Raw genomic sequence first — 26,274 nt, 5'->3', positions numbered from 1 at the left:
CGGATCCGGCCCCTCCGCGGGCGGCGGGCGCCGGGCGGGGCGGCCGGGTCACCGTTCCCCGCCGGGCCGCATATGCTGTGCGGCCGTGGGGGGAGACTGGGCACCGGAGCTGCTGCTGGCCGCGATCGTCTTCGTCGGCGCGGCGGTGCAGCGGATGTCCGGGATCGGCTTCGCTCTGGTGGCCGGGCCCGGGCTGATCGCGCTTCAGGGGCCGCTGCAGGGCGTACTGCTGGCGAACTGCGCCTCCTGCGGGATCAGCGCGCTGGGCCTGGCGACCGAATGGCGCGGGCTGCGGCCGAGGGTGATGGTGCCGCTGGTCGCGGCCGCCGCCTGCCTGGTGCCGGTCGGCGCCTGGGCGGCGGGGGCGCTGCCGCGGCCGGTGCTGCTGGTCGGGATCGGGGCGACGGTGGTCGCGGCGGTGGCGGTGATCGCCCGCGGGGTGCGGTCGGCCGCGCTGAGCGGGCGGTCCGGGGCGGTGATAGCCGGGGCGGCGAGCGGGTTCATGAACGCCGCGGCCGGCGTCGGCGGTCCCGCGGTGTCGCTGTACGCCCTCAACGAGGGCTGGTCGGTGCGCGAGTTCGTGCCCAACGCCCTCTTCTACGGGGTGCTGGTCAACGCGCTCTCGGTGGCCCTCAAGGGCCCGCCCCGGCTGCCCGGCGCGGCGTGGGCGCTGATCGCCTGCGCGCTGCTGGCCGGCCTGCCGGCCGGGAGGTTCCTCGCGGCCCGGGTCCCCGACCGGCGGGCCCGCGGACTCGTCCTGCTGCTGGCCTGCGCGGGCGGACTGGTCACCCTGGGCCGGGGGCTGGGCGCGTTCTGAACTCCGAACGGACGACAAGAGGAAGAGGAGCCTGGAATGGCAGGTACGGAGACCGTCGAGCTGATACGCCTGGAGGGGCCGGGCAACAGCGTGGTGCTGAGCCTCTACGGGGGGCCGGGGGGCGGGACGACCGGCGGCGGGTCGGCGCTCCAGGGGGTGATCACCGTCGACACCCCGTTCGTGTCCGGGTCCACCCCGGTCCACCTCCGCCCGGAGGACGTGGAGGAGTGGCAGGACGCCCTCGACCTCCTCGACGCCGGCGGCGACATCGCCTGGCGGAAGGGCGGCCGGGGCCCCGAGCTGCACGTCGAGCTCGACCCGGAGGGCGACCCCGAGCGGGCCCAGGTCTCGGTCTCCGACCTGGCCGGCGCCCTGACCACGGTCACCGTCGGCGTCACGATCGACGACGCCTGGTTCGACGACGCCTACGAGCGGCTGGAGGAGGTCCGGGAGGTCTGGCCGTCGGTCGGCGCCGAGCCCGCCGTCGCCGACTAGGCCGCCGGCCGGCGCCGCCGATCGGGCAGCCGTCCGGGCGCCGCCGACCGGGGCGCCGGCTGGGCCGACCGGTGTCCGTCGGCTTTGGGGCCGGTCGCCCCGGGTAGCCGTGCGGGCGTGAGTGGATCAGCCCCCGCCGGGATCAGGCGCGCCGCCGAGCGCGCCAGGAACTCCGCGCCGCGCTCGGCGGTGCTGGTGGTGATGTGCGTCGGCTACTTCCTGGTGCTGCTCGACGTCACCATCATCAACGTCGCCCTGCCCCGGATCGGCTCCGGCCTCGGCGCCGGCGTCGCCGGGCTGCAGTGGGTGGTGGACGGCTACGCGCTGGCCCTGGCCTGCCTGATGCTGGCCAGCGGAACGGCGGGGGACCGGTACGGCCACCGCAGACTCGTCTCCCTCGGCCTCGCGGTCTTCGGCGCCGGCTCGCTGCTCTGCGGGCTCGCGCCGGGGGTGGCGGTGCTGGTCGCCGGCCGGGTGGTGCAGGGGGTCGGGGCCGCGCTGATGCTGCCCGGCACGCTGGCTGTGATCAGCCACGCCTACCCCGGCCGGGGCGAGCAGGCCCGGGCCATCGGCATCTGGGCCGGGATCGGCAGTCTGGCGCTGCCGGCCGGCCCGCTGCTCGGCGGGCTGCTGGTGGACGGCCTCGGCTGGCGGTCGGTCTTCCTGGTCAACGTGCCGCTGGTCGTGCTCGCGCTGGCGGCGGTCTGGCTGCTGGCCCGGGAGAGCCGGGAGCCGCGGGCGCGTCCGCCCGACCTACCGGGGCTGGCGACGGGGTCGCCGGCGCTGCTCGCCTTCACCTTCGCGGTCATCCAGGCCGGGCACGGCGGCGGAGCCGCGGCGACCCTCGCGGTGGTGCTCGCGCTCGCGGCCGGGCTGGTGCTGGCGGCCCTCTTCGTGCGGGTGGAACGCCGCCGGGGGGACGACGCCATGCTTCCGCTGCGGCTCTTCGCCCGGCCGGCGTTCAGCCTCGCCAACCTGGCCGCGGGGGCGATGAACCTGGGCACGCTGGGGACGCTCTTCGTGCTGACCCTCTTCCTCCAGTCGGTGCAGCACCGCTCCCCGCTGGGCGCCGGGCTCGCGCTGATCCCGCTGTTCTCGCCGCTCGCGGTCCTCGCCCCGATCGCCGGGCGGCTGGCGGGGCGGCTCGGGCCGCGGCTGCCCACCGTGCTGGGGCTGGTGGTCGGCGCGGCCGGGATCGCCCTCCTCACCATCGCCGGGCCGGGGTCCCCGTACCCCGTGCTGCTGCCGGCCTTTCTGCTGTGGGGGATCGGGATGGGGATCCTCACCCCGGCGGTGGTCGCGGCGGCGGTGTCCGAGGTCGAGCCCGAGCGCGCCGGGCTGGCCTCGGCGGTCAACAACACCGCACGTCAGACCGGCGGCGCGATGGGCATCGCGGCGGCCGGCGCGATCAGCGGCGCTCCGGGCGGCCCCGGCTTCATGTCCGGCTTCCACGCGGTGGCGGCCGCGGCGGCCGGGCTCTGGCTGGCGGTGGCGGCGGCCGCCCTCGCGGTGCTGCCGGGCCCGCTGCTGCCCGGATCGCTGGGGTCGGGGTCGCTGGCGTCGGGGTCGCTGGGGTCCGGCTCGCCGGAGGCCGGGCGCGACGACGGCCACGACCGGGGCTAGGCGGTGGATCCCCACCCCCGCACGGCGCGGGGAAGGTGCCCGCCGCGCTAGCGGGGAAGCTTTCTGAACCGGCGGTGGACCGCCCAGACGTCGGCCACCGGGCCGAGATGCCGCAGCTTGTCGGGGTTGAGGACGAACCGGACGTCCTGGATCCGCCCGTCCGCCACGTCCAGCGCCATGGTCTGCAGCACCCGGCCCTCCTCGTCCCGGAGCACCGCCCCGGGGCCGCCGTTGACCTCGCAGCGGTCGAGGACCAGGTCCAACCGGGCCAGCCGCGGGAAGACCGCGGCCAGCAGCCGGGCCACCGGGTCCGCGCCGGAGACGGCCCGGGCCAGCTGCGGGGCCTTGCCCCCGCCGTCGCCGACCAGCGACACGTCGCCGGCCAGCAGTTCGCGGAGGCCGCCGACGTCCCCCTCGCTCAGCGCGTCGAAGAACCGCGCGGCCAGCTCCTCCCGCTCCTTGCGGTCGGCCTCGTAACGCGGCCGTCCGTCGGCCATATGGCGGCGGGCCCGCGCCGCCAGCTGCCGGCAGGCCGCCTCCGAGCGCCCGACCGCCTCCGCGACCTCGGGGAAGCCGAAGTCGAAGACCTCGCGCAGCACGAAGACCGCCCGCTCCAGCGGGCTGAGCCGTTCCAGCAGCAGCAGCGCCGCGACCGAGACCGAGTCGGCCAACTCCGCGGCCCGCTCCGGGTCCTGGTACGGATCGGCCAGCAGCGGCTCAGGGAACCAGGGGCCGGTGTACTCCTCCCGCCGGACCCGCGCCGAGCGCAGGACGTCGATCGAGATCCGGGTCACCGCCGCGGAGAGGTACGCCTTCAGCGACCGGGGCTCGGCCCCGGCCGCCTCGAACCGCAGCCAGGTCTCCTGGACCGCGTCCTCGGCCTCGGCCACGCTCCCCAGGATCCGGTAGGAGACCGAGAACAGCAGCGGCCGCAGCTGCTGGAACTCCTCGGCCCGGCCGCCGGTTTCGGTGCGCATACCGGCATCCTCCGTGATCTTTGGCCCGGCGCACAATCAGTCGGAGAAGATCTCCCGCACCTCGCGGAGCGCGTAGTAGACGAGGACGTAGCCGGCCGCCGGGTCGGCCCACCACCAGCCGAGGGCGCTGTTCAGGACCAGGCCGAGGAGGACGGCGGCGGCCAGCAGGCCGTCGATCAGGGTGACCCGGCCCTCGGTCCGCAGCACCGGGTTGTCCAGCGCCGCGCCGGTCCGGGCCTTGCCGGCGGCGAGGGCGAACATCGCGGCCGCGGTGACGGCGGTCCAGGCGATGCCGAGGGGGGAGTGGTGGGGGCGGTAGCCGGCGGCGAGCACCCAGGTCGACTGCACCAGCAGATACCCGGCCAGCAGCGCGAAGCCGACGCCGATCAGCCGCAGCGCCCGCCGCTGCCGGTCCTCGCCGGCCCCGGAGAGCTCCCAGACCACCACGGTGGAGGCGCCGATCTCGATCAGCGAGTCGAGGCCGAAGCCGGCCAGCGCCACCGACCGGGCGGAGAGCGCGGCGAAGGCGAGCACCACGATGCCGACCACGTTCCAGCCGAGGGTGGCGTACTCCAGGGCGAAGCCCCGCCGCAGCAGGGCGGCTCGGGACGTGTCGTTCTCAGTCACCGCAGGAGTCTCGCAGAGCGCCGGCCCGCTCGCGTCGCGGCGGTGCGCCGGGTGTGCGGGAAGCCTTGACACGTCCTGTGGGGCGTGAGTGGATACGGTGCCCGATAACGATGTCGGGATACGCCGCTGCGCGCCTGGGCTTGAGGATGAGGCAGGTGGTCGAGTGTTCCGCCGTACCGCGCTGATCGCCGGAATCGCCGGATTCGCCGCCGCAGGGCTCGCGTTGGCCCCGCTGCCCGGCACCGTGGCATCGGCGGCGGACCGCGCCGCCGGAGCGGCCGCGGTCACCGATCCCGCCGCGCTGGTCGACCCGTTCGCGGGGACCGGAAGCGGCGGCGCGGTGGTCGGCCAGGTGGACACCTTTCCCGGGGCCTCGGCGCCGTTCGGCATGCTGCAGTGGAGTCCTGACACCCCGTCACGTCCGCCGGGCGGCGGCTACAGCTACTCCGACACCGCCACCACCGGCTTCAGCCTCACCCATCTCTCCGGCCCCGGCTGCGCTGTCGCCGGGGACTTCCCGTTCCTGCCGATGACCGGGGCGGTCCCGGCGGACCCGGGCGCGGCCACCGCCTCCTTCACCCACGGCAGTGAGAGCGCCCACCCCGGCTCGTACGCGGTCACGGCGGGCGGGGTGCGCTCGGAGCTGGCCGTCACCGAGCGCACCGGCGTCGGCAGCTTCACCTACCCGCGGACCGACCAGGCCAGGATGCTGGTCAAGGTGGCGGACAGCGCCAACGGGAGCTCGGCGGCGAGCTTCCGCACGATCGGCGACCGGGAGATCGCCGGCACCGTGACCAGCGGCCACTTCTGCGGCCAACCGGACGGCTACACCGTCCACTTCGCCGCCCGTTTCGACCGCCCCTTCACCGGCTCCGGCACCTGGGGAGGCCAGTCGGCGGCCGCCGGCCGGGTGACGGCGGGAAGCAGGCAGGTGAGCGTCCGGGGGGCCCAGCGGCCGGCGCACGAGGACCTCTCCGGGAAGAGCGCGCAGGCGCAGGGCGGCGGCGTGGTCGCCGGCGGCTGGCTGACCTTCGACACCCGCACCGATCCGGTGGTCGGCATGCAGGTCGCCGTCTCCTACGTCAGCGAGGCCGGAGCCGAGGCCAACCTCGCCGCCGAGGCGCGCGGCCGAGGGGTGGACGCGGTCGCCGCGGCCACCCGCGCGCAGTGGAACCGCGAGCTCGGGCGGATCGGGATCGCCGGCGGCACCCCAGCCCAGCAGGCCACCTTCTACACCGCGCTGTACCACGCGCTCCTCGACCCCAGCACGTTCAGCGACGCAGACGGCCGCTACCCGGGCTTCGACGGCGCCGTCCACCGGATGCCGCGCGGGCACACGCAGTACGCCAACTTCTCGGGCTGGGACATCTACCGGTCGCAGATCCCGCTGCTCGCCGCGATCGAGCCGGAGCGCACCGGGGACATGGCCACCTCCCTCCTCGACGACGCCGACCAGATGGGCGGCTGGCTGCCCAAGTGGCCGGTGGCCAACGGCGAGAGCGGGGTGATGAACGGCGACCCCGCGGACCCGATCCTGGCCGACGCCTACGCCTTCGGTGCCACCGGCTTCGACGCCGCCAAGGCGCTGCGCACCATGGAGCACGGCGCCTCGGCCACCACCGGCGCGCCCGGTCAGGGCTGGTACGTGGAGCGGCCCAACCTCGCCGCCTACCTCAGCCGCGGCTACGTCCCCAACACCGGCTCGGACTCGATCAGCCCGGTGCCCAACGGCGCCTCGGAGACCCTGGAGTACGCCCTCGCCGACTTCTCCGTCTCCCGGCTGGCGGGAGCGCTGGGGCAGCCCACCACCGAGGCCGAGTACCTCGACCGCTCGCAGAACTGGGCCCACCTCTTCGACACCGCCACCGGCTACATCAGGCCCCGGGACGCGGCCGGCGCCTTCCCGGCCGGCCCGCCGGTGGACACCGGAAGCGGCTTCGGGCAGAGCGGCTTCCAGGAGGGCAACGCCGCCCAGTACACCTGGATGGTCCCGCAGAACCTCCGCGGCCTGATCCAGGGGCTAGGCGGGGACAAGGCCGCGAACGCCCGGCTGGACGCCTACTTCGCCCAGCTGAACGCCGGGCCGAACGCCCCCTACGAATGGGCCGGGAACGAGCCCTCCTTCGGCAACCCCTGGATCTACGACAGCACCGGCGAGCCGTGGAAGACCCAGTCCACCGTCCGCGCCGTGATGGACCAGCTCTACTCCACCGCCCCCGGCGGCGAGCCGGGCAACGACGACCTGGGCGCGATGAGCTCCTGGTACGTCTGGGCCGCCCTCGGCATCTACCCGCAGACGCCCGGGGTGCCCCAACTCGTGCTCGGCAGCCCGCTCTTCCCGCACGCCGTGCTGCACGAGGCGCACGGACGCAGCCTCACCATCGACGCAACCGGCGCCGGCGCGCAGGGCGTCTACGTCCACGGCCTCGCGGTCGACGGCCGCCCCTCGACCCGTACCGCCGTCGATCTCACCCGCACCCGGCGGCTGGACTTCACCCTCGGCTCGACGCCGGACCTCCACTGGGGAACCGGCCCCGACGACGCCCCGGCCTCCTTCGGCGCCGGCCCGGTGCACTTCCCGCCGACCACCAGGGCCGCCCTCTCGCTCACCCCCGGCCAGCTGCGGATCGCCCCCGGCGGCTCCGCCACGGCCCGGATCACCGTCGACAACTCGGCCGGGACCGTGCCCGCGACGGTCACCTGGAACGCCGGCGTCCCGTCCGGCGGCGGGTCGGGCCTCACCGCCGAGCCGCCCACCGGAACCGTCACCGTCCCCGCGGGGCAGACCGCCACCAGCCCGCTCACCGTCTCCGCCGCCGCCTCCGCCGCGACCGGCTACTACTCGGTCGCGGTGACGGCGAAGGCGTCCAATGGCGCGGTGCTCGCCGGGAGTTCGCTCCTGCTGACGGTCGCCCGGCCGGGCGAGACCATCCCCACCACCTACGTCTCCAACTACTCGGACGACACGGTCACCCCGGTGGACACCCGCACCCACGACGCCGGACCCCCGATCCCGGTCGGCGGCGGCCCGGACGGGATGGCGGTGGCCGGCGGCCGGCTCTTCGTGGCCGACAACAACACCGACGATGTGACGGTCGTGGACACCACCACCAACGCCGTGCTGGGCCGGGTCGCGGTCGGCTCGGTGGCCGCGGACGTGGCCGCCACCCCGGACGGGAAGACCGTCTGGGTGAGCGACTTCGGCGACGGAACCGTCCAGCCGATCGACACCGCGACGCTCACCGCGGGCGCCCCGGTCCGGGTCGGCAGCCAGCCCGAGCGGCTGGCCGTGAACCCGGCCGGGACCGAGCTGTGGGTGGCGAACCAGGGCTCGGGGACGGTCAGTTCGGTCGACCTGAGTACCCGTCAGGTCACCGGAACGGTCCCGGTCGGTGCCGCGCCCTTCGGCGTCGCCTTCTCGAAGGACGGCGGCACGGCGTACGTCACGGACAACGGCTCGGCCGAGGTCTCCGTCGTCGACACCGCCACCCACCAGGTCACCGGCACCATCCCGACCGGCGCGGGCCCGGAGTACGCGGCGACCTCGCCCGACGGAAAGTACGTCTACGTCGCGGACGCCGGCGCCGGGGGCGTCACCCCGATCACCGTCGCCACCGGCACGGCCGGCCCGCTGATCCCCACCGGCTCGGGCGCCTACGCGGTGGCCTTCGACCCGGACGGATCGACCGCCTTGGTCGTCGACAGCAACGTCGACGACGTCCGCGCGATCGACGTGGCGACGGCCACCGCCGGGCCCCCGGTGACGGTGGGCGCCGTCCCCGACGGGGTGGCAGTGACCGGGCCCTGACCGTCGCCCATCCCCCTCCAGGACCCGTAGCCCGTACCCGTGCCGCCCGAGGGCTCCGCCTCCGCGTCCGGGATGCCGCCGACCGGTGCCGGTGGGGCCTCGGTCGGGCCTACGCTGCCGGTATGCCAACGTGCCCAGAGGGTCACGCGACGACCACGGACGACTACTGCAGCGAGTGCGGGCGGGCGGTGCCGCCGTGCCCGGTCTGCGGGACCGCGCAGTCGGGACGCTTCTGCGAGGCGTGCGGCTGCGACTTCGCGCTGCTGCGACCGGGCGCCGACGGCCGTCTCACCGCGGGGCCGGGACTGCCGTCGCTGATCGGCCCCGGCGCTGGCGCGCCGCCCGTTTCGCCGCCGCAGCGCCTGTCGCCGCCCAGTCACCACCGGGCCGACGTGGCGCCTCCGATGGCCGACCCTTGCCCGAGCGCCATCGAGTCCGCCGACGCGGCGGTGAAGCGCTCCTCGGAACCGGCGATCTTCGACCAGCTCGTCGCCGGCGGGGCGGTCGCGGCCAGCTTCACCGCCGCCGCCTCGGTGGCCAAGGCGAAGGTGGAGGCGACCACCCAGCGCCGGAAGAACGAACTCGACGCCGAAGTCCGCCGGGAGGAGATCGCCGCCCAGGAACGCCAGGCCGCCCTCCACGAACGCGAGGAGACCAAGCGGGCCCGGCGCACCGGCCGGAGCGGACCGGCCCCCCGGCAGGACTCCGAAGGCGCGGACGACTGACAGGGGCGCAGGCGGTCGCCGATCTCAACGGCTGGGAGCACGGCTGCGGCCTCTCCGCGCTGCAGGACGTCGCCGAGGACCTGGTGCGCCCGCTGCAGGACCGGCCGGTCCGCGTGGACCGGGAGAACCCTCATCCTCGGGTACGCCGGGGTCTACGGCTCCTTCTTCCGCCACGCCGACGCGGCGGCCGAACGCTACGGCGTCGACGTCCGCACCATCCTCGTCGAGGCCGGCAAGCGCGGCCTGGTCGGCGGCCGGGAGGACATGATCGTCGACGTGGCACTGGAGTGGCACTGGAGCTGACCCGGGCGAGCTGACGCCCGACACGGAACGACGCGCGGTGCCTCGCGGGTGCTGCTCCCGTCGGCGACTCGTCGGGCGCCCAGGCCGCGGTCCGCTTGGTCTCCGGGTCGTCAGATGGCTGTCGGCAGGTGGCTGTCGGCAGGTGGCTGCCGAGCCCGCCCGCTGGATCCAGCAGATCGCCCAGGCGGTGGCGCACGCAGCCGACGCCCAGCTCCGTGTCGCGTGCCGTGCCAGGTCGGCGCCGCCGGCTCAGCGGTCGCGCACGGCGGCCTCCAGGAGCGGGAGGACCTCGGCGAACGAGGGCATATCGCTTGTCTCCTTCGCGGCCCGGGCGGCGGCGTCGAGGTAGGAGGGCCCGGACGCGACCTCCAGGGCCGCGGGGCCCGCCTCCTCGTACCCGTCGATGGTCCTGGCGACGCCGGCCCTGGCCAGCCGCTCCGCGTTCCACGGCTGGTCGGCGTGGAACGGCCGCACCACCATGGGCTTCCCCGCCGCCAGCGCGGCCAGCACCGTTCCCGTGCCGCCCGCCGACACGACGACGTCGGCCCACGGGAGGACCCTGGCGAGCGGCACGAAACCGGCGCGGTGGACGTGGCCGGCGGCCGGGCCGGGATGCTGGGAGCCCGCGACGAGGACGTCGAAACCGGCGTCCGCCAGGGACCGGACCACCCGCTCCTCGGCCTCCGCGTCACTGACGCTGGTACCGAAGGTCACCAGCGCGCGACGGCGGCCGTCTTCCCCGAAATCCGGTGTGGCGAAAGGCTCTTCGCCGGTTATGGCGGTGGGGCGCACCGCGATGCCGTCTGGCTCCGGTGCCTCGCCCTCCTGCCGCAGGAAGGCGGGATACGGGTCCAGATAGGCCAGGCGCTCCGTGGCGACGAGGGAGCGCAGGTCGAGTTCCCGCTGCCAGCGCTTCCGCATCTGCGCCATGAGGTCCGCCGGTATCGCACCGCTGATCCCCAGGGCCGCCCACGGGACGTCCAGGGCGGCCGCGACCATCGGCGCGACGAAGTCGAACGCCTCGCACACGATCAACTCCGGTCGGTACGAGGTCGCTTGGCGAAGCGCCTCCTCGTAGGTGAGGTCGACCCTCGTGCCGGCGAAGTGCTCGACCGCCGCGGGCCCGGGCTGGGCTGGGGAGAGGCCGGTACGCCGCTCGGTCTCCGCGAACTGCTCCGCGAGGCCGGGCCCGGCGGTCAGCACCTCGAACGGCCGCAGCAGCGGGGCCATGTCCGCGCTGTTCAGGATGGCCGTGCGATGACCTGCCGCACGAGCCGCCTCTGCCAGGGGTATCAACGGCAGGGCATGGCCGCCCGCCGGTACGGCGCTGAGGAGAATACGCATTCGGACTCCTGAGTGAATGAACTTCCAGACCGGAAGGGCATCGCGGCGGCCTGCCGCCGACGCGTAGGAGGGGTGGCCCAACTCTGGGAACAGGCAGGCGGCCAGGACCAGGTGGACCACGAGACGGAGGGCAGAACCCGCGACCCGCGACCCGCGACCCGCGACTGAACGGCCCGGTGGCGCTCAGCGCCTCTTGGCCAATCCCGCAAGACCCGTCGACTTCACGGCCTTGATACCGGCCCAGGCCGTCGCCGGCCATGCCCGCCGGCTACCGGCCATGCCCGCCGGCTACCGGCCATGCCCGTGAGCCGGCCGGATCAGTTCCGCGGCCCGCTCGGCGACAGCGTAGACCGTGGCGTTGGTGTTGGCGGAGGGAAGGGACGGCAGCACGGACGCGTCCGCGACCCGTAGGCCGCTGACGCCGTGCACCCGCAGCTCCGGATCGACCACCGCCATGTCGTCGGTCCCGATCCGGCAGGTGCCCACCGGATGGAAGCAGGAGGAGACCGCCGCGGTGGCGAAGACGCGCAGTGCCGTGTCGTCCCCGGCGTCGGGGCCGAGCCGGAGTTCCCGCGCGAACCAGGGCTTCAGGGGACCGGTCCGCGGGATGTCCCGGGCGAGCTTCAGAGACCTGACGACGGCGTCGAGGTCCCGGGGATCGCTCAGGTAGCACGGGTCCACCACGGGAGCGGCGTCCGGGTCGGCGCCGGCCAGCCGGACCGTCCCCCGGCTGAACGGCTGCATCAGCGAGGTCAGGAGGGCGAAGACCGCCTGCGGCCCGCTGCCGGCGGGCGAGGGCACCGGGACCTCGGAACATCCGATCTGCACGTCGGGATATCCCAGATCGGGGCCGCTGCGCAGCAGGCCCAGGGCCTCGGCGCGGTTGTACCCGGCCGCCGGCAGCGGCCGGCCGGGTGCGTAGGCCAGGGTCACGCCTGGATGGTCCTGGAGGTTCTCACCGACCCCGGGGAGATCCGCGACCACCTCGATGCCGTGCGGGCGCAGCACGCCCACGGGGCCGATCCCGGAGCGCTGCAGCAGCGCGGGCGAGCCGATGGTGCCTGCGGCGAGGACGACCTCTCCGGTGCACCCGGCCCGGACCACCTCGTCGCCCGTGTCGTACTCGACGCCGACACAGCGGTTCCGGCGCACCAGGACGCGGCGGACCGACGCCCCCGTCACCACCCGGAGGTTGCCGCGGCTCTCCGCCGGGGCGAGGTACGCGTCGGCGGCGCTCTGCCGGCGGCCTGCCACGATGTTCAGGTCCGGCAGGCCGAAGCCCTCTTCGAGCCCGCCGCTGATGTCGTCCGCCCGTCGGTGGCCCGCTTCCCCGGCCGCGTCGAGGAAGGCCTCGAACACCGGGCCGGGCGGGCTCGCCGGGGCGACGGACAGCGGACCCGAGGTGCCGCGGACCGCTGGGTCACGCCCAGCAGCGGTTTCGCTGCGCATGAAGTACGGCAGCAGGTCGGCGAAGCCCCACCCCTTCGCCCCCGCCTCGGGCCACCGGTCGTAGCTGGACCGGTGACCGCGCACGAAGATCATGGTGTTGATCGCCGACGAGCCGCCCAGCACCCGGCCGCGCCGGATCGGATCGGTGGAACCCGCGGTCGGTCGGCCCGGCGGGACCCCGCCCGTGCTGGCAGGAGACTCCCACAGGGACATCCAGGCGCTGGGATCGGCCGCGTTCGCGGGGGGCGCGGGCGCCCCCGCCTCCAGCAGGAGCACCGACGCCCGGGGATCCTGGGAAAGCCGGGCGGCCAGCACGCAGCCGGCCGTCCCGCCCCCTACGACGACGAAATCAAAACCGTCCACCCCGTGCCCCTTCGTCCAGGATGCGGATAGCCATGCGGAAACGCCGTTGAACGGGCCGGGCGGCCGGGTCACCCGCGGGGGACACGGGCGGACACCTCGTCGAGCGCGGAGCGCTGATCGGCCGTCAACTGCAAGCGGGTGAAGGCCATCATCGAGGCGAGCTGGTCGAGGGTGCGAGCGCTGGCGATCGGGGCCGCCACGCCGGGGCGCCCGCGCAGCCAGGCAAGCGCGACGGCCGCCGGGTTGGAGCCGTGCTCGCGTGCGACATCCTCGAGAACACCGACCACGGCGAGCCCGGCCTCGCTGTAGAAGCCGCGCGCCATGTACTGGCGGACTCCGCCGGCGAGGTCGGACTCGGCCCGGTACTTGCCGGTGAGAAAGCCGCTGGCCAGGGCCTGGTAGGGGAGGACGGCGAGATTCTCGGCGGCGGCGACCGGGGCGATGTCCCGCTCGTACGCCTCGCGCTTGACCAGGTTGTACAGCGGCTGCACCGCCACGGGCACGGCGTGGCCCTCGCGGCGGGCGATGGTGATCCATTCCCGGATGCGCTCGCCGGTGTAGTTGGACACGCCGATCGCGCGGACCTTGCCCGCACGGACCAGAGCGTCGAACGCCTCGGCGGTCTCCTGCAGCGGCACGTCGGGATCGTCGAAGTGGGCCCAGTACAGGTCGATGTAGTCGGTCCCCAGCCGCTTGAGCGAGGCGTCGGCGGCGGCCGCGACATTGGCGGCGGACAGTCCGGGGAACTCCGGGTGCCGGCTGACCTTGGTGCCGATGACGACGCGGTCGCGGTTGCCGCGGGCGGACAGCCACCCACCGATGACGGTCTCGGACTCGCCACCGCTGTTGCCGGGCGCCCAGGACGAGTAACTGTCGGCGGTGTCGATGTAGTTGCCGCCGGCATGGAGAAAGCCGTCCAGGACCTGTCGGGAGGCGGTCGCGTCACTGGTCCAGCCGAACGTGGAGCCGCCCAGCGCGAGCGGGGACACCTCGATGCCATTTCCTATGGCGGTCATCTTCGTCCTTTCGGGCAGTCGGCGGTGCCGGGACAAGGGCCCCGCCGGCTCGGTCGCCTGCGGCACCATCGTTGTCGCGGCGGCCGGCGGTCGACAGCCCACGGGGTGCCCATCCGCTGCCCAGCCCGGTCTGCCGACAGGTGCGCGGGCGGTGGGGCAGCCGGGCGGCCGGGCGGCCGGTCCGCCCGGGTGGCCGGAGCCGTTCGGCCGTGCCGGCCGGAGGACCCTCCTTCACCGCCGGCACGGCAGCCGATCCGGCTGATCCGGTCGGGTAGCTTGGGATCGTGACGATGCTTGGCGAACGGCTCCGGGACCTGCGGCGGCGCTCATTTGCCGGGCGTGACCGGGAAGTTGGGCTGTTCCGGTCGGCGCTGGCCGACTCCGGCCTGTTGTTCGTCCACGGGCCGGGCGGAGTGGGCAAGAGCGCCCTGCTCGACGTGTTCGCGGACGCCGCGGCCGCCGCCGGCCGTTCCTCGGTGCGCGTGGACGGCCGGCATCTGCGGCTCGGTCCGGACGTCCTGCCCGCGCTCGCCGAAGGCGAGGTCCTGCTCATCGACACGTACGAGCTGCTGGAGCCGCTCGACGACTGGGTCCGGGAGCAGTACCTGCCGTCCTTGCCCGGCGATGCGCTGGTGGTGATCGCCGGCCGCCGGGCGCCGGGCCCCCGGTGGTACGCGGATCCCGCATGGCGGAACCTGATGCGGGAGATCGCACTGGGGAACCTGCCTCCTGCGGACGGGCGGGCGTACCTGGCCGCGCAAGGGGTGCCGGAGAAGCTCCACGACCGGCTGCTGGCCATCAGCCACGGCCATCCCCTTCTGCTGTCGATGCTGGTCGACGCGGTGGGCAAGGGCGCAGAACCGAGCCGGCTGGGCGATGTCCCCTCCGTCGTCGGCGCGCTGCTCGCGCAGATCGTCGAGGAGGCGCCGAGCCCGCTGCACCGGGCGGCGCTCGAGCTGTGCGCGCATGCGCCCGTCACCACCGAGGACCTGCTGCGCGCGGTGCTCGGCGACGAGGCGGAGGAGTTGTTCGCCTGGCTGCGCACGCTGCCGTTCGTCGACGACGGCCCGAACGGGCTGTACCCGCACGAGGTCGCCCGGGACGCCCTTGACGCGGATCTGCGCTGGCGGGACGCCGCCCGCTACGCCGAGCTGCGCCGTCAGACCTCCGTCGCGCTGCGGGCCCGGATCCTTGCCACCCCGGACGAGCGGGAGCAGATCCAGCTGCTGGCGGACGTGATCGCGGTGGCGGGCTCCCGATCCAAGGTGGCGACGTGCTCGAACCCGCCGGCCACCATGCAGGCATACGCCGACGTCCTTCAGGACGGCGACCGCGCGCCGATCCTCGCCATGACCACCGCGTGGCAGGGGGAAGAGCAGGCCGAACTGGCCGCCTACTGGCTGGACCGCCGCCCCGGGGCGTTCCGCGTCTTCCGCACCGTCTCAGGAGAGCCGCGCGGCTACGTCGCCTGCCTGGAGCTGACCGAAACGGACCTGGGCGCGGACCCGGGAGTGGACGCGATGTGGCGATACGCGCAGGACCACGGCGCGCCCCGGACCGGGGAGCGGGTGAGAGCCTGGCGTTTCTTCCTCGACCGCGACCACGGCCAGCTCGCGTCGCCCTCGGTCACCCTGTTCGCCGCCTGCCAGACCCTGGACGCCCTGACCCACCACGACACGGCCTGGACCCTGGTGGGGGCCTACGCCGACCCCGTTCTGTGGGCGCCCACCATGCACAACCTCGGCTTCGAGCCCGCCAAGGGCGCCGAATACACCGTCGGCGGCACCCGGTTCCCGGTCTTCGCCCACGACTGGCGCCGCATCGACGTCGACGAATGGCTGGAGAACCTCCACGCGCGTCAAGCCGGCGCACAGACCGCAGCGGCCGACGGCGCAGACACCACGGTCCTCTCGGAGGCGCAATTCGCCGAGGCGGTCCAGGCCGCCCTGCGCGACCTCCGCACACCGGGCCTGCTAGGAGAGAACCCCCTGCTGCACTCGCGGGCCGTACGGCAGAACCAGCGCGACGGGAGCGCTCCCGCCGAGACCTTGCGAGAACTGCTGGAGACGGCGGTCAGCGCGCTGCCGCCCAACCTGGCGGTGCTGGCGGATCGCACGTTCCTCCACCCCGTCACCACCCAGGAACGCATCGCCGAGAGCCTCCACCTGTCCTTCAACACCTACCGCCGCCACCGGGACCGGGCGGTCACCGCCATCACCGAGCGGCTGTGGACGAGCGAGACCGGTCGTCGCACGAGCACATCATGACCTTGGGGGTCGCGGATCAACTTCCGGGCTCGTCGGTGGTGTTGGGGGTTCGCCGGTGCGTTGCAAGAACGCGGGGTAGAGCGAATTCATGCAGGGGGTTGGTCGAGGCGATCGGCTTCCAGCGGCGCTGAGGGAAGCCGGCGAAAGCGGTCAGGTCGACTCCTCCTCGGCCTTCAGCAGCGGGGTCCTGCGCGCGGCGTCGGCGCAGGTGTCCTCGCGGTCGGGTTCACCTCCGCCAGCGGAGGTGAACCGCCCCGATCCCGCCGCTGATCGGGCTGGATCGGACGGACTGGGCGCCCGGGGCGCTCGTTCACGAGACGTCCACGGCTCGGTGCGGTCAGCCCGCGCCGGGCCGCGACAGTCGCTCGGTGATCCGGTCGAACAGCTCCGTCAGCGGCTCGCCGACGTCCTGGCCGAACTCGGTCAGCCCGTAGGTGACCTGGGGCGGCGTCGTCGGCTCGACCTCCCGCCAGACCAGGCCGTCCTGGACCAGCGCGCGCAGGGTCTGGGCGAGCATCTTCTCGCTGATCCCCTGGATGCTCTCGCGCAGCTCGTAGAACCGCAGGCTGTTCCTCCGCAAGGAGATCAGCACCCAGATGCCCCACCTGCTGGTCACGTGGTCGACCACATCGCGGGCGAGGCAGTCGGTGTGAAACACGTCATACCGCTTCCCTGCCTCGGCCTGTCTGTGCTGCGAGCCTCCCGTCATGTCCTGAGCTTACCTTCAGGTACGTCCTTACGAAGAGTTAGCCCGTGCTCTTAGCGTGCAGACCTCAGAGGACATCCGAGAAGGAGCTGATCATGATCGTGGTGACCGGGGCCACCGGGAACATCGGCCGGCCGTTGACGCGGGCGCTGGCGGAGACGGGCCATCAGGTGACGGCGGTGTCACGGCACGCGGCGCAGGTGCCGGACGGCGTCCGCCACGTGGTGGCCGACCTGGCCGAGCCGGCCGGTCTCAAGCCCGTGCTGGCCGGGGCGGAGGCGTTGTTCCTGCTGCTGTCCGGCGACCTGCACGCCATCGGGGCCAACCCTGCCGACATCATCGGCGAGGCCGCGGCCGGCGGGGTCCGCCGGGTCGTCCTGCTCTCCACACTGGGCGTGGCGACCAGGCCCTTCGGCCGAACGCGGATAGCGATGCGTGCGCTGGAGGACACACTGCGGGAGTCCGGCCTGGAGTGGGCCGTCCTGCGGCCGGGCGGCTTCGCCTCCAACGCCCTGTGGTGGGCCGAGTCCGTCCGCACGCGACGGGTCGTCGCCGCGCCCTTCGGCGACATCGGGGTGCCGGTCATCGACCCGGCGGACATCGCGGCAGTCGCGGCGGCCTGCCTGCTGGAGGACCGGCACACCGGCGGCGTGTACGAGCTGACCGGGCCAGAGGTGATCACTCCGCGCCGGCAGACGGAGGCCATCGCCGCCGCGCTGGGCTCGCCGGTGAGGTTTCACGAGCTCACCCGCGACGAGGCCAAGGCCGCCATGACCCAGAGCATGCCGGCGGAACTCGCCGACGACACCCTGGACATCCTCGGTTCCCCGAGCCCGGCCGAGCTGCGCGTCAGCCCGGACGTCCAGCAGATCCTCGGCCGCGCCCCGCGCCCCTTCGCCGACTGGGCCGCCCGCAACGTCGACGCCTTCCGCTGAGGGTCGCTGCCGCCGGAGCCGGCCGTCGCGCCGGGCGAACCACCCGGCCTCCGGGTACGGGTGGTTCGCCCGGCTTCACCGGGACCGGCACTGGCGCCGCGTCGCCGGTGCGGCGGGTGATCGAGGTGCCGTGCCAGCCCCTCCGGGCGAGGGCCTTCCGTCGCGCGCGGCCGCGACCGCGACCGCGCAGAACCGCTCCTCAAAGGTGGTGGCCGCCGACCCCACCAGTCGGGCGATCTGCCCCGGGGGCCGGGGGCTCCAGCCGGTCTTGCGGCAGCGAGCCACCACCGCCCCCGTCGCCAGGGCGAGCAGCTCTTCATCGACCGCGTGCTGTTGCGTCTGCGGTGCTGTGCTGACGTCGGGTCCGGGGAGGCGCGGGGTAGTGGGCCGCGGTGGGCGGGGAACTGTCCGGAGGAGGAGTCCGACCTCTGCGGCACTGATGTGAGTGGGCGCGGGCGCGGGGCCTTTGCGCGGTGCGTAGCCGGGCAGGCTGCGGATTACCGCAAAAGGCTGGATTCCATCAGTTATCTGTCGACAACGCCGTAGAACGGGCAGCGTCCCTTGGGGGACACATGGGGGACGGCCAGCCGTGGAGAGCTGGTTTTTGCCGGTGGCAGCCAGACTTCCGGCTTGGCGCCCCCGGCAGGACTCGAACCTGCGACCAAGTGCTTAGAAGGCACCTGCTCTATCCGCTGAGCTACGGGGGCTGGACAGGGACCGGACGGGGCGCGCTCGGAGCGGCGGGGGTGCCTGTCGGGGACAGGATAGAGGTGTCCGGGGTCTGTACCTGGTGCTTCGCGGGGGTGGCGGTCGCCGGGCCCTGGTTGAAGCGGGTCTGATAATCGCAGGTGGGTTCCGTGAGTGCAGCGCCTCGGTGTGGTTCGGGGGTCGGACGTTGTGCAGTCGTTACGGCCCGCAGGCTCACCCGTTATGGATCCGCACCGGAGACGTGAACAGGGTGCGGACATGTCAGGTCAGAGGCCCGTCGCCGGGTCGTGCAGTCAAGTGTGCGACGGGGCGGGTCACCCGGACGTGGGGGTGGGATATGTCCATTTGGACCTTGTCCACAGGCGGGCCGGAGCGGGTGGCGCCGGGGTCGATCGCGGCGGGAGGCTGATCTCCAGACGGGTGGCGTGGAGAGTTCGGGGGTGGGTTGTGATCGGGACGACGGTGACGGTCGTGGGGAATGTCGCGTCGGATGTCAGGTACTCGACGACCAGGGCGGGGATCCCGGTGGCCGAGTTCCGGGTGGCGGCGTCGGAGCGGCGGTACCACCGCGGCCAGCAGGCCTGGGTGGACGGGGTGACCAGCTTCTACGCCGTACGGGCGTACCGGGGCGCCGCGGAGAACGTGGCCGGCTCGGTGGCGAAGGGCGATCCGGTGGTGCTGACTGGATGGCTCCGGGTCGTCGAGCGCAGACGCGGCGACGACCAGAGCCGCTTCTACCAGGCCGAGATCGACGCGCTGGCGGTCGGCCACGACCTGACGAAGGGGGCGTCGGTCTTCCGTCGCACCGGAAGGCGATGGAGAGCGGGAGAGACCACGCCCGGGAGCGGACGAGGCGGAAGGGCGGACGATTGGGCCCCAGCCCTCGGCGCTGACGTCCCGCCGAAGCAGGGCGCCGGCGGTACCGACGGGAACGACGGCAACGACGGCAAGGCGGCTGGCCGCGCGCTTGCGACCTGGGCGCAGACGGAGGCAGTCGCGGACGCGGGGACGGAGGATGGCCCGCTTGCGGCGGCGACGAGCCGCGAGGGTGAGGTCTCCAAGCCCGGTGGCGAGGACGCGACGGAGCGTGTGGAGGGGCGCGGCCACCTGGCTGAGGAGGCCGCCGCGGACGCCGCCGCCCCTCTCCCCGCCGGGGCGGCGTAGGGGCGGGCGGCTGAGGGGCCGCGCTGAGGGCCGCGCGAGAGCGGGCGGGGCCGAGGTGCCGGCGTCGGGTGCGTCAGCGTCGGGCCTGGTCGGGAAGGGGGCGGGGGCCCGGCGCTTGGCCCCGTGCTGGGGCTGGCCGGGCGCGGCCTGGGCGTGCGGCACAATGGGGGGCTGAGACCCGAGACACCCACGACGACGCCGGATGGTTTCTTTTGGCTGAGTACATCTACACCATGCGCAAGACGCGCAAGGCGCACGGCGACAAGGTCATCCTTGACGACGTGACGCTCAGCTTCCTCCCGGGAGCGAAGATCGGCGTGGTCGGGCCCAACGGCGCCGGTAAGTCCACGGTGCTGAAGATCATGGCCGGTCTTGAGCACCCGTCGAACGGCGACGCGTTCCTGAGCCCTGGTTTCAGCGTGGGGATCCTCCTTCAGGAGCCTCCGCTGGACGAGTCCAAGACCGTTCTGGAGAACGTCGAGGACGGCGTCAAGGAGACCAAGGCCAAGCTCGACCGCTTCAACGAGATCGCCGAGCAGATGGCGACCGACTACAGCGACGAGCTGATGGAGGAGATGGGCAAGCTGCAGGAGCAGCTCGACCACGCCAACGCCTGGGACCTGGACTCGCAGCTGGAGCAGGCGATGGACGCCCTCGGCTGCCCTCCCGGCGACTGGCAGGTGACCAACCTCTCCGGTGGCGAGAAGCGCCGCGTCGCGCTCTGCAAGCTGCTGCTGGAGCAGCCCGACCTGCTGCTGCTCGACGAGCCCACCAACCACCTGGACGCCGAGTCCGTCCTGTGGCTGGAGCAGCACCTGGCGAAGTACCCGGGCACCGTCGTCGCCGTCACCCACGACCGGTACTTCCTGGACAACGTCGCCGAGTGGATCCTGGAGCTGGACCGCGGCCGGGCGCACCCCTACGAGGGCAACTACTCCACCTACCTGGAGAAGAAGCAGGCCCGTCTGAAGGTCGAGGGCCAGAAGGACGCGAAGCGCCAGAAGCGCCTCAAGGAGGAGTTGGAGTGGGTCCGCTCCAACGCCAAGGGGCGGCAGGCCAAGTCCAAGGCCCGACTCGGCCGCTACGAGGAGATGGCCGCCGAGGCCGACAAGATGCGGAAGCTGGACTTCGAGGAGATCCAGATCCCGCCGGGGCCGCGCCTGGGCAACGTCGTGGTCGAGGTCGAGCACCTGGCGAAGGCCTTCGGCGACAAGGTGCTGATCGACGACCTGTCGTTCACCCTCCCGCGGAACGGCATCGTCGGCGTGATCGGCCCGAACGGTGCCGGCAAGACCACCCTCTTCAAGATGCTGATGGGCCTTGAGGAGCCGGACTCCGGCTCGATCAAGGTCGGCGAGACGGTCAAGGTCTCCTACGTGGACCAGAACCGGGAGAACATCGACCCGAAGAAGACCCTGTGGGCGGTCGTCTCGGACGAGCTGGACTACATCAACGTGGGCCAGGTCGAGATGCCGTCCCGGGCGTACGTCTCGGCGTTCGGCTTCAAGGGGCCGGACCAGCAGAAGCCGGCCGGCGTCCTCTCCGGCGGTGAGCGCAACCGCCTCAACCTGGCGCTCACCCTGAAGCAGGGCGGCAACCTGCTGCTCCTCGACGAGCCGACCAACGACCTCGACGTGGAGACCCTCTCCTCGCTGGAGAACGCGCTGCTGGACTTCCCCGGCTGCGCCGTGGTCGTCTCCCACGACCGCTGGTTCCTGGACCGCGTGGCGACGCACATCCTCGCCTACGAGGGCGACTCCAAGTGGTTCTGGTTCGAGGGCAACTTCGAGTCGTACGAGAAGAACAAGGTGGAGCGGCTCGGTCCGGACGCCGCCCGGCCGCACCGGGCGACCTACCGCAAGCTCACCCGCGGCTGAACGAGGCAGCGGGGGAGTCGAGTTGAGGGAGGGTCAGGTGAGTCAGGTACCCGTGGCAGACGGAGCACATCTCCGGCACCGCTACGCATGCCCGTTGCGCTGGTCCGACATGGACGCGTTCCGGCATGTGAACAATGTGAACTTCCTCCGGTATCTGGAGGAGGCGCGCATCGACTTCATGTGGACGCAGGCGTCGAACGCCGGTGTGCGCGATCTGTCCCGAGGGACGGTCGTCGCCCGCCACGAGATCGACTACCTGCGCCCGCTGGTCCACCGAGCGGCGCCGGTCACCGTCGAGACCTGGCTCACCAAGCTGGCGAACGCCTCGTTCACGGTCGCCTACGAGATCAAGGACGTCCACGAGGACGGCACCGAGACGCTCTACGTCCGGGCGTCCACCAAGTGCGTGCCGTACGACCTGGACGCCGGGCGGCCGCGCCGGATGAGCCAGGGGGAGCGGGAGTTCCTCGCCCCCTACCTGGAAGCACCGGTCGCCGCGGTATGAACGCCGACGCGACCACCCGCGCGTCCGGCGCGACCGCCGCGGAACTCAGGCTGGCCGATCCGAGGGAGGCCGCGGGACTCGCGGCCTACCTCGCCCGGCTGCTCCGGTACGACCGCGCGGCGGCGGTACGGGTGCGGTCCGCGGGCAGCGCGCTCGCGGTCTTCGGCCGCCCGCCGCTGGGCGAGCGCGCGCCGATAGCGCTGCGGACGGTGGGGCTGAGCTCGACCGGCTCCGCCGCCGGGGGCCAGGGGCCTGGCCGGGGCGAGATCGAGACCGAGGGTGAGGTCGAAGCCGAGGTCGAGGTCGACGCGACCGTCTCGGCCGGCGAGTTGCTGGAGGCCCTGGAGCCGCCGGCGCGCGGTGAGGCGGACGGCTTCCCGCTGCCGGCCGCGGTGACCGGCCCGGCCTGGACGGGGATGCTGCCGCCGCGCAGCGGCTGGAGCGTCGTCGGCGAGATCCCGGCGGACCGGGTGGTGGCCGCGGTTCGGGCCGGGGTGGAGGAGTTCCGGCGGCGTACCGACCCGGCGGCGGGCGCGGCGCCGGGAGTGGACTCGAACGCGGTTGCGGACGAGATCTGGTCCCGGCCGCTGGAGCTGCCGGGGGCCGGCGGGCTCCCGCTGCGGGCCGCCCACGCGGCGCAGGTGCTGGGCTTCCTCAGCCGGCTCTCCGCCGACGAGGTGCTGACCGTGCACCGGCATCCGGCCTGGATGCGGCTGAACGGCCCGTACGGGGCGGTCGCGGTCCGCCGCGCGCCCGGTCCGGGCGCCGGGCTCGGGCTGACGCCGGTGCGCTGAGCGCGTAGCGGAGAGACGCGGCGTCGGGAGTCGACCAGCTGACCAGCCGGGGAGCGGGGAGCCGAGGAGCCCGGGGCCTCGCGCCGCCGATCGGCTGCGCCCGATCCGATCAGTCGGGCGTGTTGATCATCGAGGCGGCGGCGTAGGTGAGGTACGTCCACAGCTGGCGTTCCAGCGGCTCGGGGAGGGCCAACTCCTCGACCGCCGCCCGCATGTGGCGCAGCCAGGCGTCGTGCGCCGCCCGGTTCACCTGGAAGGGCGCGTGCCGCATCCGCAGCCGCGGATGCCCGCGCTGCTCGCTGTAGGTCTTCGGGCCGCCCCAGTACTGGATCAGGAAGAGGGTCAGGCGCTCCTCGGCCGGCCCGAGATCCTCCTCCGGGTACATCGGCCGGAGCTGCGGGTCCTCGGCGACGCCCTGGTAGAACCGGTGCACCAGCCTGCGGAAGGTCGGCTCGCCGCCGACGGCCTCGTAGAAGGTGAGGGTCGGCTGCTGCGTCTCGGTCTGCTGCTCGTCCACCGGATCATTGTCGCAGAGGGGGCGGGCGATCGGGGAGCCGCGCAGGTGGATCATCGGGCGCCGGGGCCAGCCCGGAGGCGAGCGGTGAGCAGCGAGGAGCGAGCGGCGAGCAGACGGGCCGGAGGGCAGGCGGCCGCGGGCCGCAGGCGCGCCGGCGGGGCCGCTGCCGGTCCTGGGGCGGCGGCACCAGCGCCATTCCAGCCCCGGTGACCAGCCGATTTCCCGAACGGGGTGGTGGCGCGGGAGGGTTGGGGCATGGACGGCGGCGCGGGCAGAGGGGCGGAGCCGGGTGCGAGACCCGGTGCGGAGCGGGACGCGGGGGGCGGCCCGGAGGACGCAGCGGGCCCGGTGGCCGCCGCCGAGGCCCGGCGCGGGCTGGTGGAGGCGCTGCGCCAACGCGGGGAGCTGGCGGATCCGCGCTGGCGGGAGGCGTTCGAGACGGTGCCCCGAGAGGCGTTCGTTCCCGAGTTCCTGCGCCCGGACGGGGAGGGCGGAGCGGCCGCGCACGTGACCCTGCGCGCCCAGGACCCCGACCCGGAGCGCCGGGCGGAGTGGCTGGCCGCGGCGTACGCGGACACCGCGCTGATCACCAGGCTCTCGCCGGGACAGGGGCCCGTCTCCTCCAGCAGCCAGCCCTCGCTGATGGCGACCATGCTGCGGCTCCTCGCGCTGCGGGACGGCGACCGGGTGCTCGAGATCGGCACCGGGACCGGGTACAACGCGGCCCTGCTGGCTCACCGGTTGGGTCCGGAGCAGGTGGTGACGGTCGATCTGGACGGGTCGATCACCGGCCCCGCGGCGGAGCGGCTGGCCGGAGCCGGATACGGCGGGGTGCGGGTGGTGACCGGGGACGGGGCGGACGGCTGGGCGCCGGGCGCCCCGTACGACGCGGTGATCGCGACCTGCGCGGTCCCCGCGGTGCCGCCGAGCTGGGCGGCGCAGACCCGCCCGGGCGGGCTGATCGTCACTCCGCTGGGTACCGGGCTGCTGCGGTTGAGGGTGGGTCAGCACGGTACGGCGGAGGGGCGGTTCGAGCCCACCGGCGCGTACTTCGTGCCGCTGCGCGGGCCGGCCGCGGAGAGCGCCGGGGCAGCGCGTGCGGTGGCGGCGTCCGCGGGCGCACGGGAGTGCGAGGAGGCCGCCGAGCAGGTGCCGGACGCCGGCGCGAGCGGAGAGGCTGCCGCGCCCCAGCCCCAACCCCAACCCCAGCCCCAACCCCAACCCCAGCGTTCGGCGATCCCTCTCGGTCCGGAGATCGAGCCGTTCAGCTTTCTGCTGCGGTTCGCGCTCGCCGACGCCGAGTTGACCGTCTCGCACCGGCGCCGCCCGCTTCAGTTCTCGGCCATGGTGGTGGCCGGGGACGGCTCGATGGCCCACCTCGCGCCGGACGGCACCGTCACCCGCAGCGGGCGCCGGGACGTCTGGGCCGAGGTGGAGCGGCTGTACGCCCGCTGGGTGGAGTGGGGACGGCCGGACCGCGACCGGTTCGGCGTCACCGTCCGCCCGGACCGGCAGTGGATCTGGCTGGACCGCCCGCTGGGCGGCCCCTGGCAGCGGGAGCTGAGCTGGTGTTGACGCCGGCTGAGCCGGTGTCGACGCCGTGCCGCAGCGACACGGCGCCCTTCCAGGATCCGCCCGAGATCCGCCGGGGCCCGTCCGCGGGCTGAGACGGGACGGACGGGACGGACGGGACGGACGGGACGGACCTCAGACCCGCTGGACGGTGATGGTGGTCCAGGCGCCGATGTGGATCCGGTCGCCGTCGGCCAGCGGCACCGGCATGTGCGGGGTGATCGCGTCCGGGGAGCCGTTCAGCGTGGTGCCGTTGGTGGAGTCCTGGTCGATCACCACCCAGCCGCCGTCCGGCTGCTCCTGGAGGAGGGCGTGGTTGTGCGAGGCGCCCGGGTCCTCCGGCGGCGTGGACAGGTCGATCTCCGGGACGGTGCCGCGGTGGTGGCTGCGCCGGCCGATCCGCAGCTGGCCGCGACCGGTCATCTGCACCCTCCGCTCGGGCGAGTACGGCGGGAAGGACAGCCCGGGCACGTCGGGGCCGCTGCGGGCCATCGTCTCCTGGAAGTACTCCCGGTCGGCGTTGACCACCGCCACCCAGGTCGTCGTGGTGGCCGGCTGCGGGGGCTGGGGGGCGAAGCTGCCCGGCACGTGGAAGTCGCCGTTGTCGGGCTGCTCATAGCCCTCGCCGGGCTGCTGCTGGTAGCCGCCGCCGGGCTGCGGCGGCCCGAAGCCGCCGGGGAGGTTCGGGTACGGCTGCTCGGTGGTGCCGGCTCCCGAACCGCCGCCCGGGGGCGGGGGGATGACGAAGTCGGCGCTGGAGCCGTTGCCTCCGGGGAAGCGCGCGGGCGCCGGAACCGGAGCGGCGGCGCCGGGGCCCGGGGCGCCGCCTGGCGTCGGCCCGGCCGGCGGGTAGCCGTAGCCGGAGGCCGGCCCGGCGGAACCGCCGCTGCCGGCGCTGCCGGCCGGCCCGGTGGAGGTGGAACCGGCGTAGCCGCCGAAGGAGGGCTGCGAGGGACCGCCGAACCCGCCGGGGTCGCCCGGCGCACCCGGCCCGTTGCCCGGCCCGTTGCCCGGTCCGCCGCCCGGCCCGCCCGCGGGCGGCTGCTCCTGCCGGGGCTGCGGGGGCTGGAAGCGGGCGCGCTGGGACGGCGAGGACAGCTCGTAGTCGTAGCCGCACTCCTCGCAGTACCGCTCGGTCTGCACGGTGCCGCATATCGGGCAGCGCACCTCGGTGGTGGGGCCGGCGGGCGCGGCCGGCCCGGCGGCGGCCCCGCCGTAGCCGACCGCGCTGCCGCCGCGGAAACCACCGCCCGGGCCGCCCGGGCCGCCCGCGCCTCCGGGACCGCTGGGCGATCCGTGACCGCTCGGCGGTGCGTACTGGCCGCCGCCGGGGTAGCCCGCGCCCTCGGTGCCACCGGGGCCGCCGCCCGGGTGGGTGCTCGGGGCTCCGTACGCGCCCTGCGCGCCGGCGCCCGGACCCGCGCCGGGGCCGCCCGGTCCGCCGGGTCCGCCCAGTCCGCCCGCCGTCGGCGGAGCGCCGTAGCCGGGCGGCGGCGAGTACACCGGGGCCATGCCCGTCGCGCCGAAGGAGATCGAGCCCGCGTCCCCGCCGGGATGGCTGCTCGGCGAAGGCGTGATCGCCAGCCCGCAGACGTCGCAGTAGTCGTCGGTCGGCGAATCGTGGCCCTGCGGGCAGGTCGGCATCGGGAGTCCCCCTCGTGGCTCTCGGCGCTCGGGTCGTG

At 74.2% G+C, this 26,274-nt stretch carries 20 protein-coding genes, 1 tRNA gene and 1 pseudogene; 13 read left to right on the top strand and 9 right to left on the bottom strand.

Annotated elements, in window-relative coordinates; genetic code table 11:
* The first annotated feature begins 85 nt into the window (after nucleotides 1-85).
* The 3 genes from BS73_RS13580 (at nucleotide 86) to BS73_RS13570 (ending at nucleotide 2,935) form a co-directional block, all read left to right on the top strand.
* Nucleotides 86-817 (top strand): sulfite exporter TauE/SafE family protein, encoded by a 732-nt coding sequence (locus BS73_RS13580; RefSeq protein WP_200886695.1) that lies wholly within the window; start codon nucleotides 86-88, stop codon nucleotides 815-817.
* 36 nt (nucleotides 818-853) lie between these two features.
* Entirely contained in the window at nucleotides 854-1,312 is a 459-nt protein-coding gene (locus BS73_RS13575) for a DUF5959 family protein (protein WP_037572147.1), read from the top strand.
* 117 nt (nucleotides 1,313-1,429) lie between these two features.
* Nucleotides 1,430-2,935 (top strand): MFS transporter, encoded by a 1,506-nt coding sequence (locus BS73_RS13570; RefSeq protein WP_235215403.1) that lies wholly within the window; start codon nucleotides 1,430-1,432, stop codon nucleotides 2,933-2,935.
* Between the two features lie 47 nt (nucleotides 2,936-2,982).
* On the opposite strand, the gene BS73_RS13565 is transcribed toward BS73_RS13570, so the two are convergent.
* Nucleotides 2,983-3,912 carry an RNA polymerase sigma-70 factor gene (locus BS73_RS13565; RefSeq protein ID WP_037572144.1) on the bottom strand — a complete coding sequence of 310 codons (930 nt, stop codon included), beginning with the start codon at nucleotides 3,910-3,912 and terminating at the stop codon, nucleotides 2,983-2,985.
* Between the two features lie 36 nt (nucleotides 3,913-3,948).
* On the bottom strand, nucleotides 3,949-4,539 hold the full coding sequence (locus BS73_RS13560) for a cation transporter (protein WP_037572142.1): 591 nt from the start codon (nucleotides 4,537-4,539) through the stop codon (nucleotides 3,949-3,951).
* A gap of 163 nt (nucleotides 4,540-4,702) precedes the next feature.
* Here BS73_RS13560 and BS73_RS13555 point away from each other — a divergent pair, with 163 nt between their 5' ends.
* From BS73_RS13555 to BS73_RS36105, 3 genes and pseudogenes are all read left to right on the top strand, one after another.
* On the top strand, nucleotides 4,703-8,347 hold the full coding sequence (locus BS73_RS13555; RefSeq protein ID WP_051939903.1) for a GH92 family glycosyl hydrolase: 3,645 nt from the start codon (nucleotides 4,703-4,705) through the stop codon (nucleotides 8,345-8,347).
* Nucleotides 8,348-8,751: 404 nt separating this feature from the next.
* Complete coding sequence (locus tag BS73_RS38735) at nucleotides 8,752-9,072, top strand: hypothetical protein (protein WP_200886851.1); 321 nt, start codon at nucleotides 8,752-8,754, stop codon at nucleotides 9,070-9,072.
* A gap of 11 nt (nucleotides 9,073-9,083) precedes the next feature.
* Nucleotides 9,084-9,375 (top strand): annotated as a pseudogene (locus BS73_RS36105) (4-hydroxy-2-oxovalerate aldolase); the annotation flags it as partial.
* 249 nt (nucleotides 9,376-9,624) lie between these two features.
* Here the strand turns inward: BS73_RS36105 and BS73_RS13545 are convergent.
* From BS73_RS13545 to BS73_RS13535, 3 genes are all read right to left on the bottom strand, one after another.
* Nucleotides 9,625-10,719, bottom strand: a complete 1,095-nt coding sequence (locus BS73_RS13545) for a glycosyltransferase (protein WP_084704037.1) — start codon at nucleotides 10,717-10,719, stop codon at nucleotides 9,625-9,627.
* A gap of 288 nt (nucleotides 10,720-11,007) precedes the next feature.
* Nucleotides 11,008-12,531 (bottom strand): GMC family oxidoreductase, encoded by a 1,524-nt coding sequence (locus BS73_RS13540; protein WP_037572134.1) that lies wholly within the window; start codon nucleotides 12,529-12,531, stop codon nucleotides 11,008-11,010.
* Between the two features lie 68 nt (nucleotides 12,532-12,599).
* On the bottom strand, nucleotides 12,600-13,547 hold the full coding sequence (locus BS73_RS13535) for an aldo/keto reductase (protein ID WP_037572131.1): 948 nt from the start codon (nucleotides 13,545-13,547) through the stop codon (nucleotides 12,600-12,602).
* 284 nt (nucleotides 13,548-13,831) lie between these two features.
* Between BS73_RS13535 and BS73_RS13530 the strand changes: the two genes are divergently transcribed.
* Complete coding sequence (locus BS73_RS13530; RefSeq protein WP_152617605.1) at nucleotides 13,832-15,814, top strand: P-loop NTPase family protein; 1,983 nt, start codon at nucleotides 13,832-13,834, stop codon at nucleotides 15,812-15,814.
* A gap of 337 nt (nucleotides 15,815-16,151) precedes the next feature.
* Here the strand turns inward: BS73_RS13530 and BS73_RS13525 are convergent, their stop codons facing one another.
* A complete protein-coding gene (locus BS73_RS13525) occupies nucleotides 16,152-16,523 on the bottom strand; it encodes a winged helix-turn-helix transcriptional regulator (RefSeq protein WP_037572125.1) in 372 nt (123 codons plus the stop codon).
* 92 nt (nucleotides 16,524-16,615) lie between these two features.
* Here BS73_RS13525 and BS73_RS13520 point away from each other — a divergent pair, with 92 nt between their 5' ends.
* On the top strand, nucleotides 16,616-17,455 hold the full coding sequence (locus tag BS73_RS13520) for an SDR family oxidoreductase (RefSeq protein WP_037572124.1): 840 nt from the start codon (nucleotides 16,616-16,618) through the stop codon (nucleotides 17,453-17,455).
* Nucleotides 17,456-18,086: 631 nt separating this feature from the next.
* On the opposite strand, the gene BS73_RS13515 is transcribed toward BS73_RS13520, so the two are convergent.
* Nucleotides 18,087-18,162: transfer RNA gene (locus BS73_RS13515), tRNA-Arg, on the bottom strand.
* Nucleotides 18,163-18,634: 472 nt separating this feature from the next.
* Between BS73_RS13515 and BS73_RS34650 the strand changes: the two genes are divergently transcribed.
* The 4 genes from BS73_RS34650 to BS73_RS13495 all read left to right on the top strand — a co-directional run bounded on the left by BS73_RS34650 (nucleotide 18,635) and on the right by BS73_RS13495 (nucleotide 22,503).
* Nucleotides 18,635-19,327 carry a single-stranded DNA-binding protein gene (locus tag BS73_RS34650; protein ID WP_161789666.1) on the top strand — a complete coding sequence of 231 codons (693 nt, stop codon included), beginning with the start codon at nucleotides 18,635-18,637 and terminating at the stop codon, nucleotides 19,325-19,327.
* Between the two features lie 212 nt (nucleotides 19,328-19,539).
* The gene (gene ettA / locus BS73_RS13505; protein WP_037572123.1) at nucleotides 19,540-21,204 is read left to right on the top strand and encodes an energy-dependent translational throttle protein EttA; all 1,665 of its coding nucleotides are present in this window, start codon (nucleotides 19,540-19,542) and stop codon (nucleotides 21,202-21,204) included.
* A gap of 52 nt (nucleotides 21,205-21,256) precedes the next feature.
* Nucleotides 21,257-21,709 carry an acyl-CoA thioesterase gene (locus BS73_RS13500; protein WP_037572122.1) on the top strand — a complete coding sequence of 151 codons (453 nt, stop codon included), beginning with the start codon at nucleotides 21,257-21,259 and terminating at the stop codon, nucleotides 21,707-21,709.
* Nucleotides 21,706-22,503 carry a hypothetical protein gene (locus BS73_RS13495; protein WP_051939900.1) on the top strand — a complete coding sequence of 266 codons (798 nt, stop codon included), beginning with the start codon at nucleotides 21,706-21,708 and terminating at the stop codon, nucleotides 22,501-22,503. The genes BS73_RS13500 and BS73_RS13495 overlap by 4 nt, the downstream gene beginning before the upstream one ends.
* Before the next feature lie 109 nt (nucleotides 22,504-22,612).
* Here the strand turns inward: BS73_RS13495 and BS73_RS13490 are convergent, their stop codons facing one another.
* Nucleotides 22,613-23,074: a globin gene (locus BS73_RS13490; protein WP_084704035.1), complete on the bottom strand. Its 462-nt coding sequence runs from the start codon at nucleotides 23,072-23,074 to the stop codon at nucleotides 22,613-22,615.
* 294 nt (nucleotides 23,075-23,368) lie between these two features.
* Between BS73_RS13490 and BS73_RS13485 the strand changes: the two genes are divergently transcribed.
* Nucleotides 23,369-24,595 carry a methyltransferase domain-containing protein gene (locus BS73_RS13485; RefSeq protein WP_037572121.1) on the top strand — a complete coding sequence of 409 codons (1,227 nt, stop codon included), beginning with the start codon at nucleotides 23,369-23,371 and terminating at the stop codon, nucleotides 24,593-24,595.
* 132 nt (nucleotides 24,596-24,727) lie between these two features.
* Here the strand turns inward: BS73_RS13485 and BS73_RS40335 are convergent, their stop codons facing one another.
* Nucleotides 24,728-26,236, bottom strand: coding sequence for an FHA domain-containing protein (locus tag BS73_RS40335; protein WP_037572118.1), 1,509 nt, complete (start codon nucleotides 26,234-26,236; stop codon nucleotides 24,728-24,730).
* Nucleotides 26,237-26,274 lie beyond the last annotated feature (38 nt).

This window comes from Phaeacidiphilus oryzae TH49 (genome assembly GCF_000744815.1).
GTDB lineage: Bacteria > Actinomycetota > Actinomycetes > Streptomycetales > Streptomycetaceae > Phaeacidiphilus > Phaeacidiphilus oryzae.
This window is presented reverse-complemented; position numbering and strand designations above follow the sequence as displayed.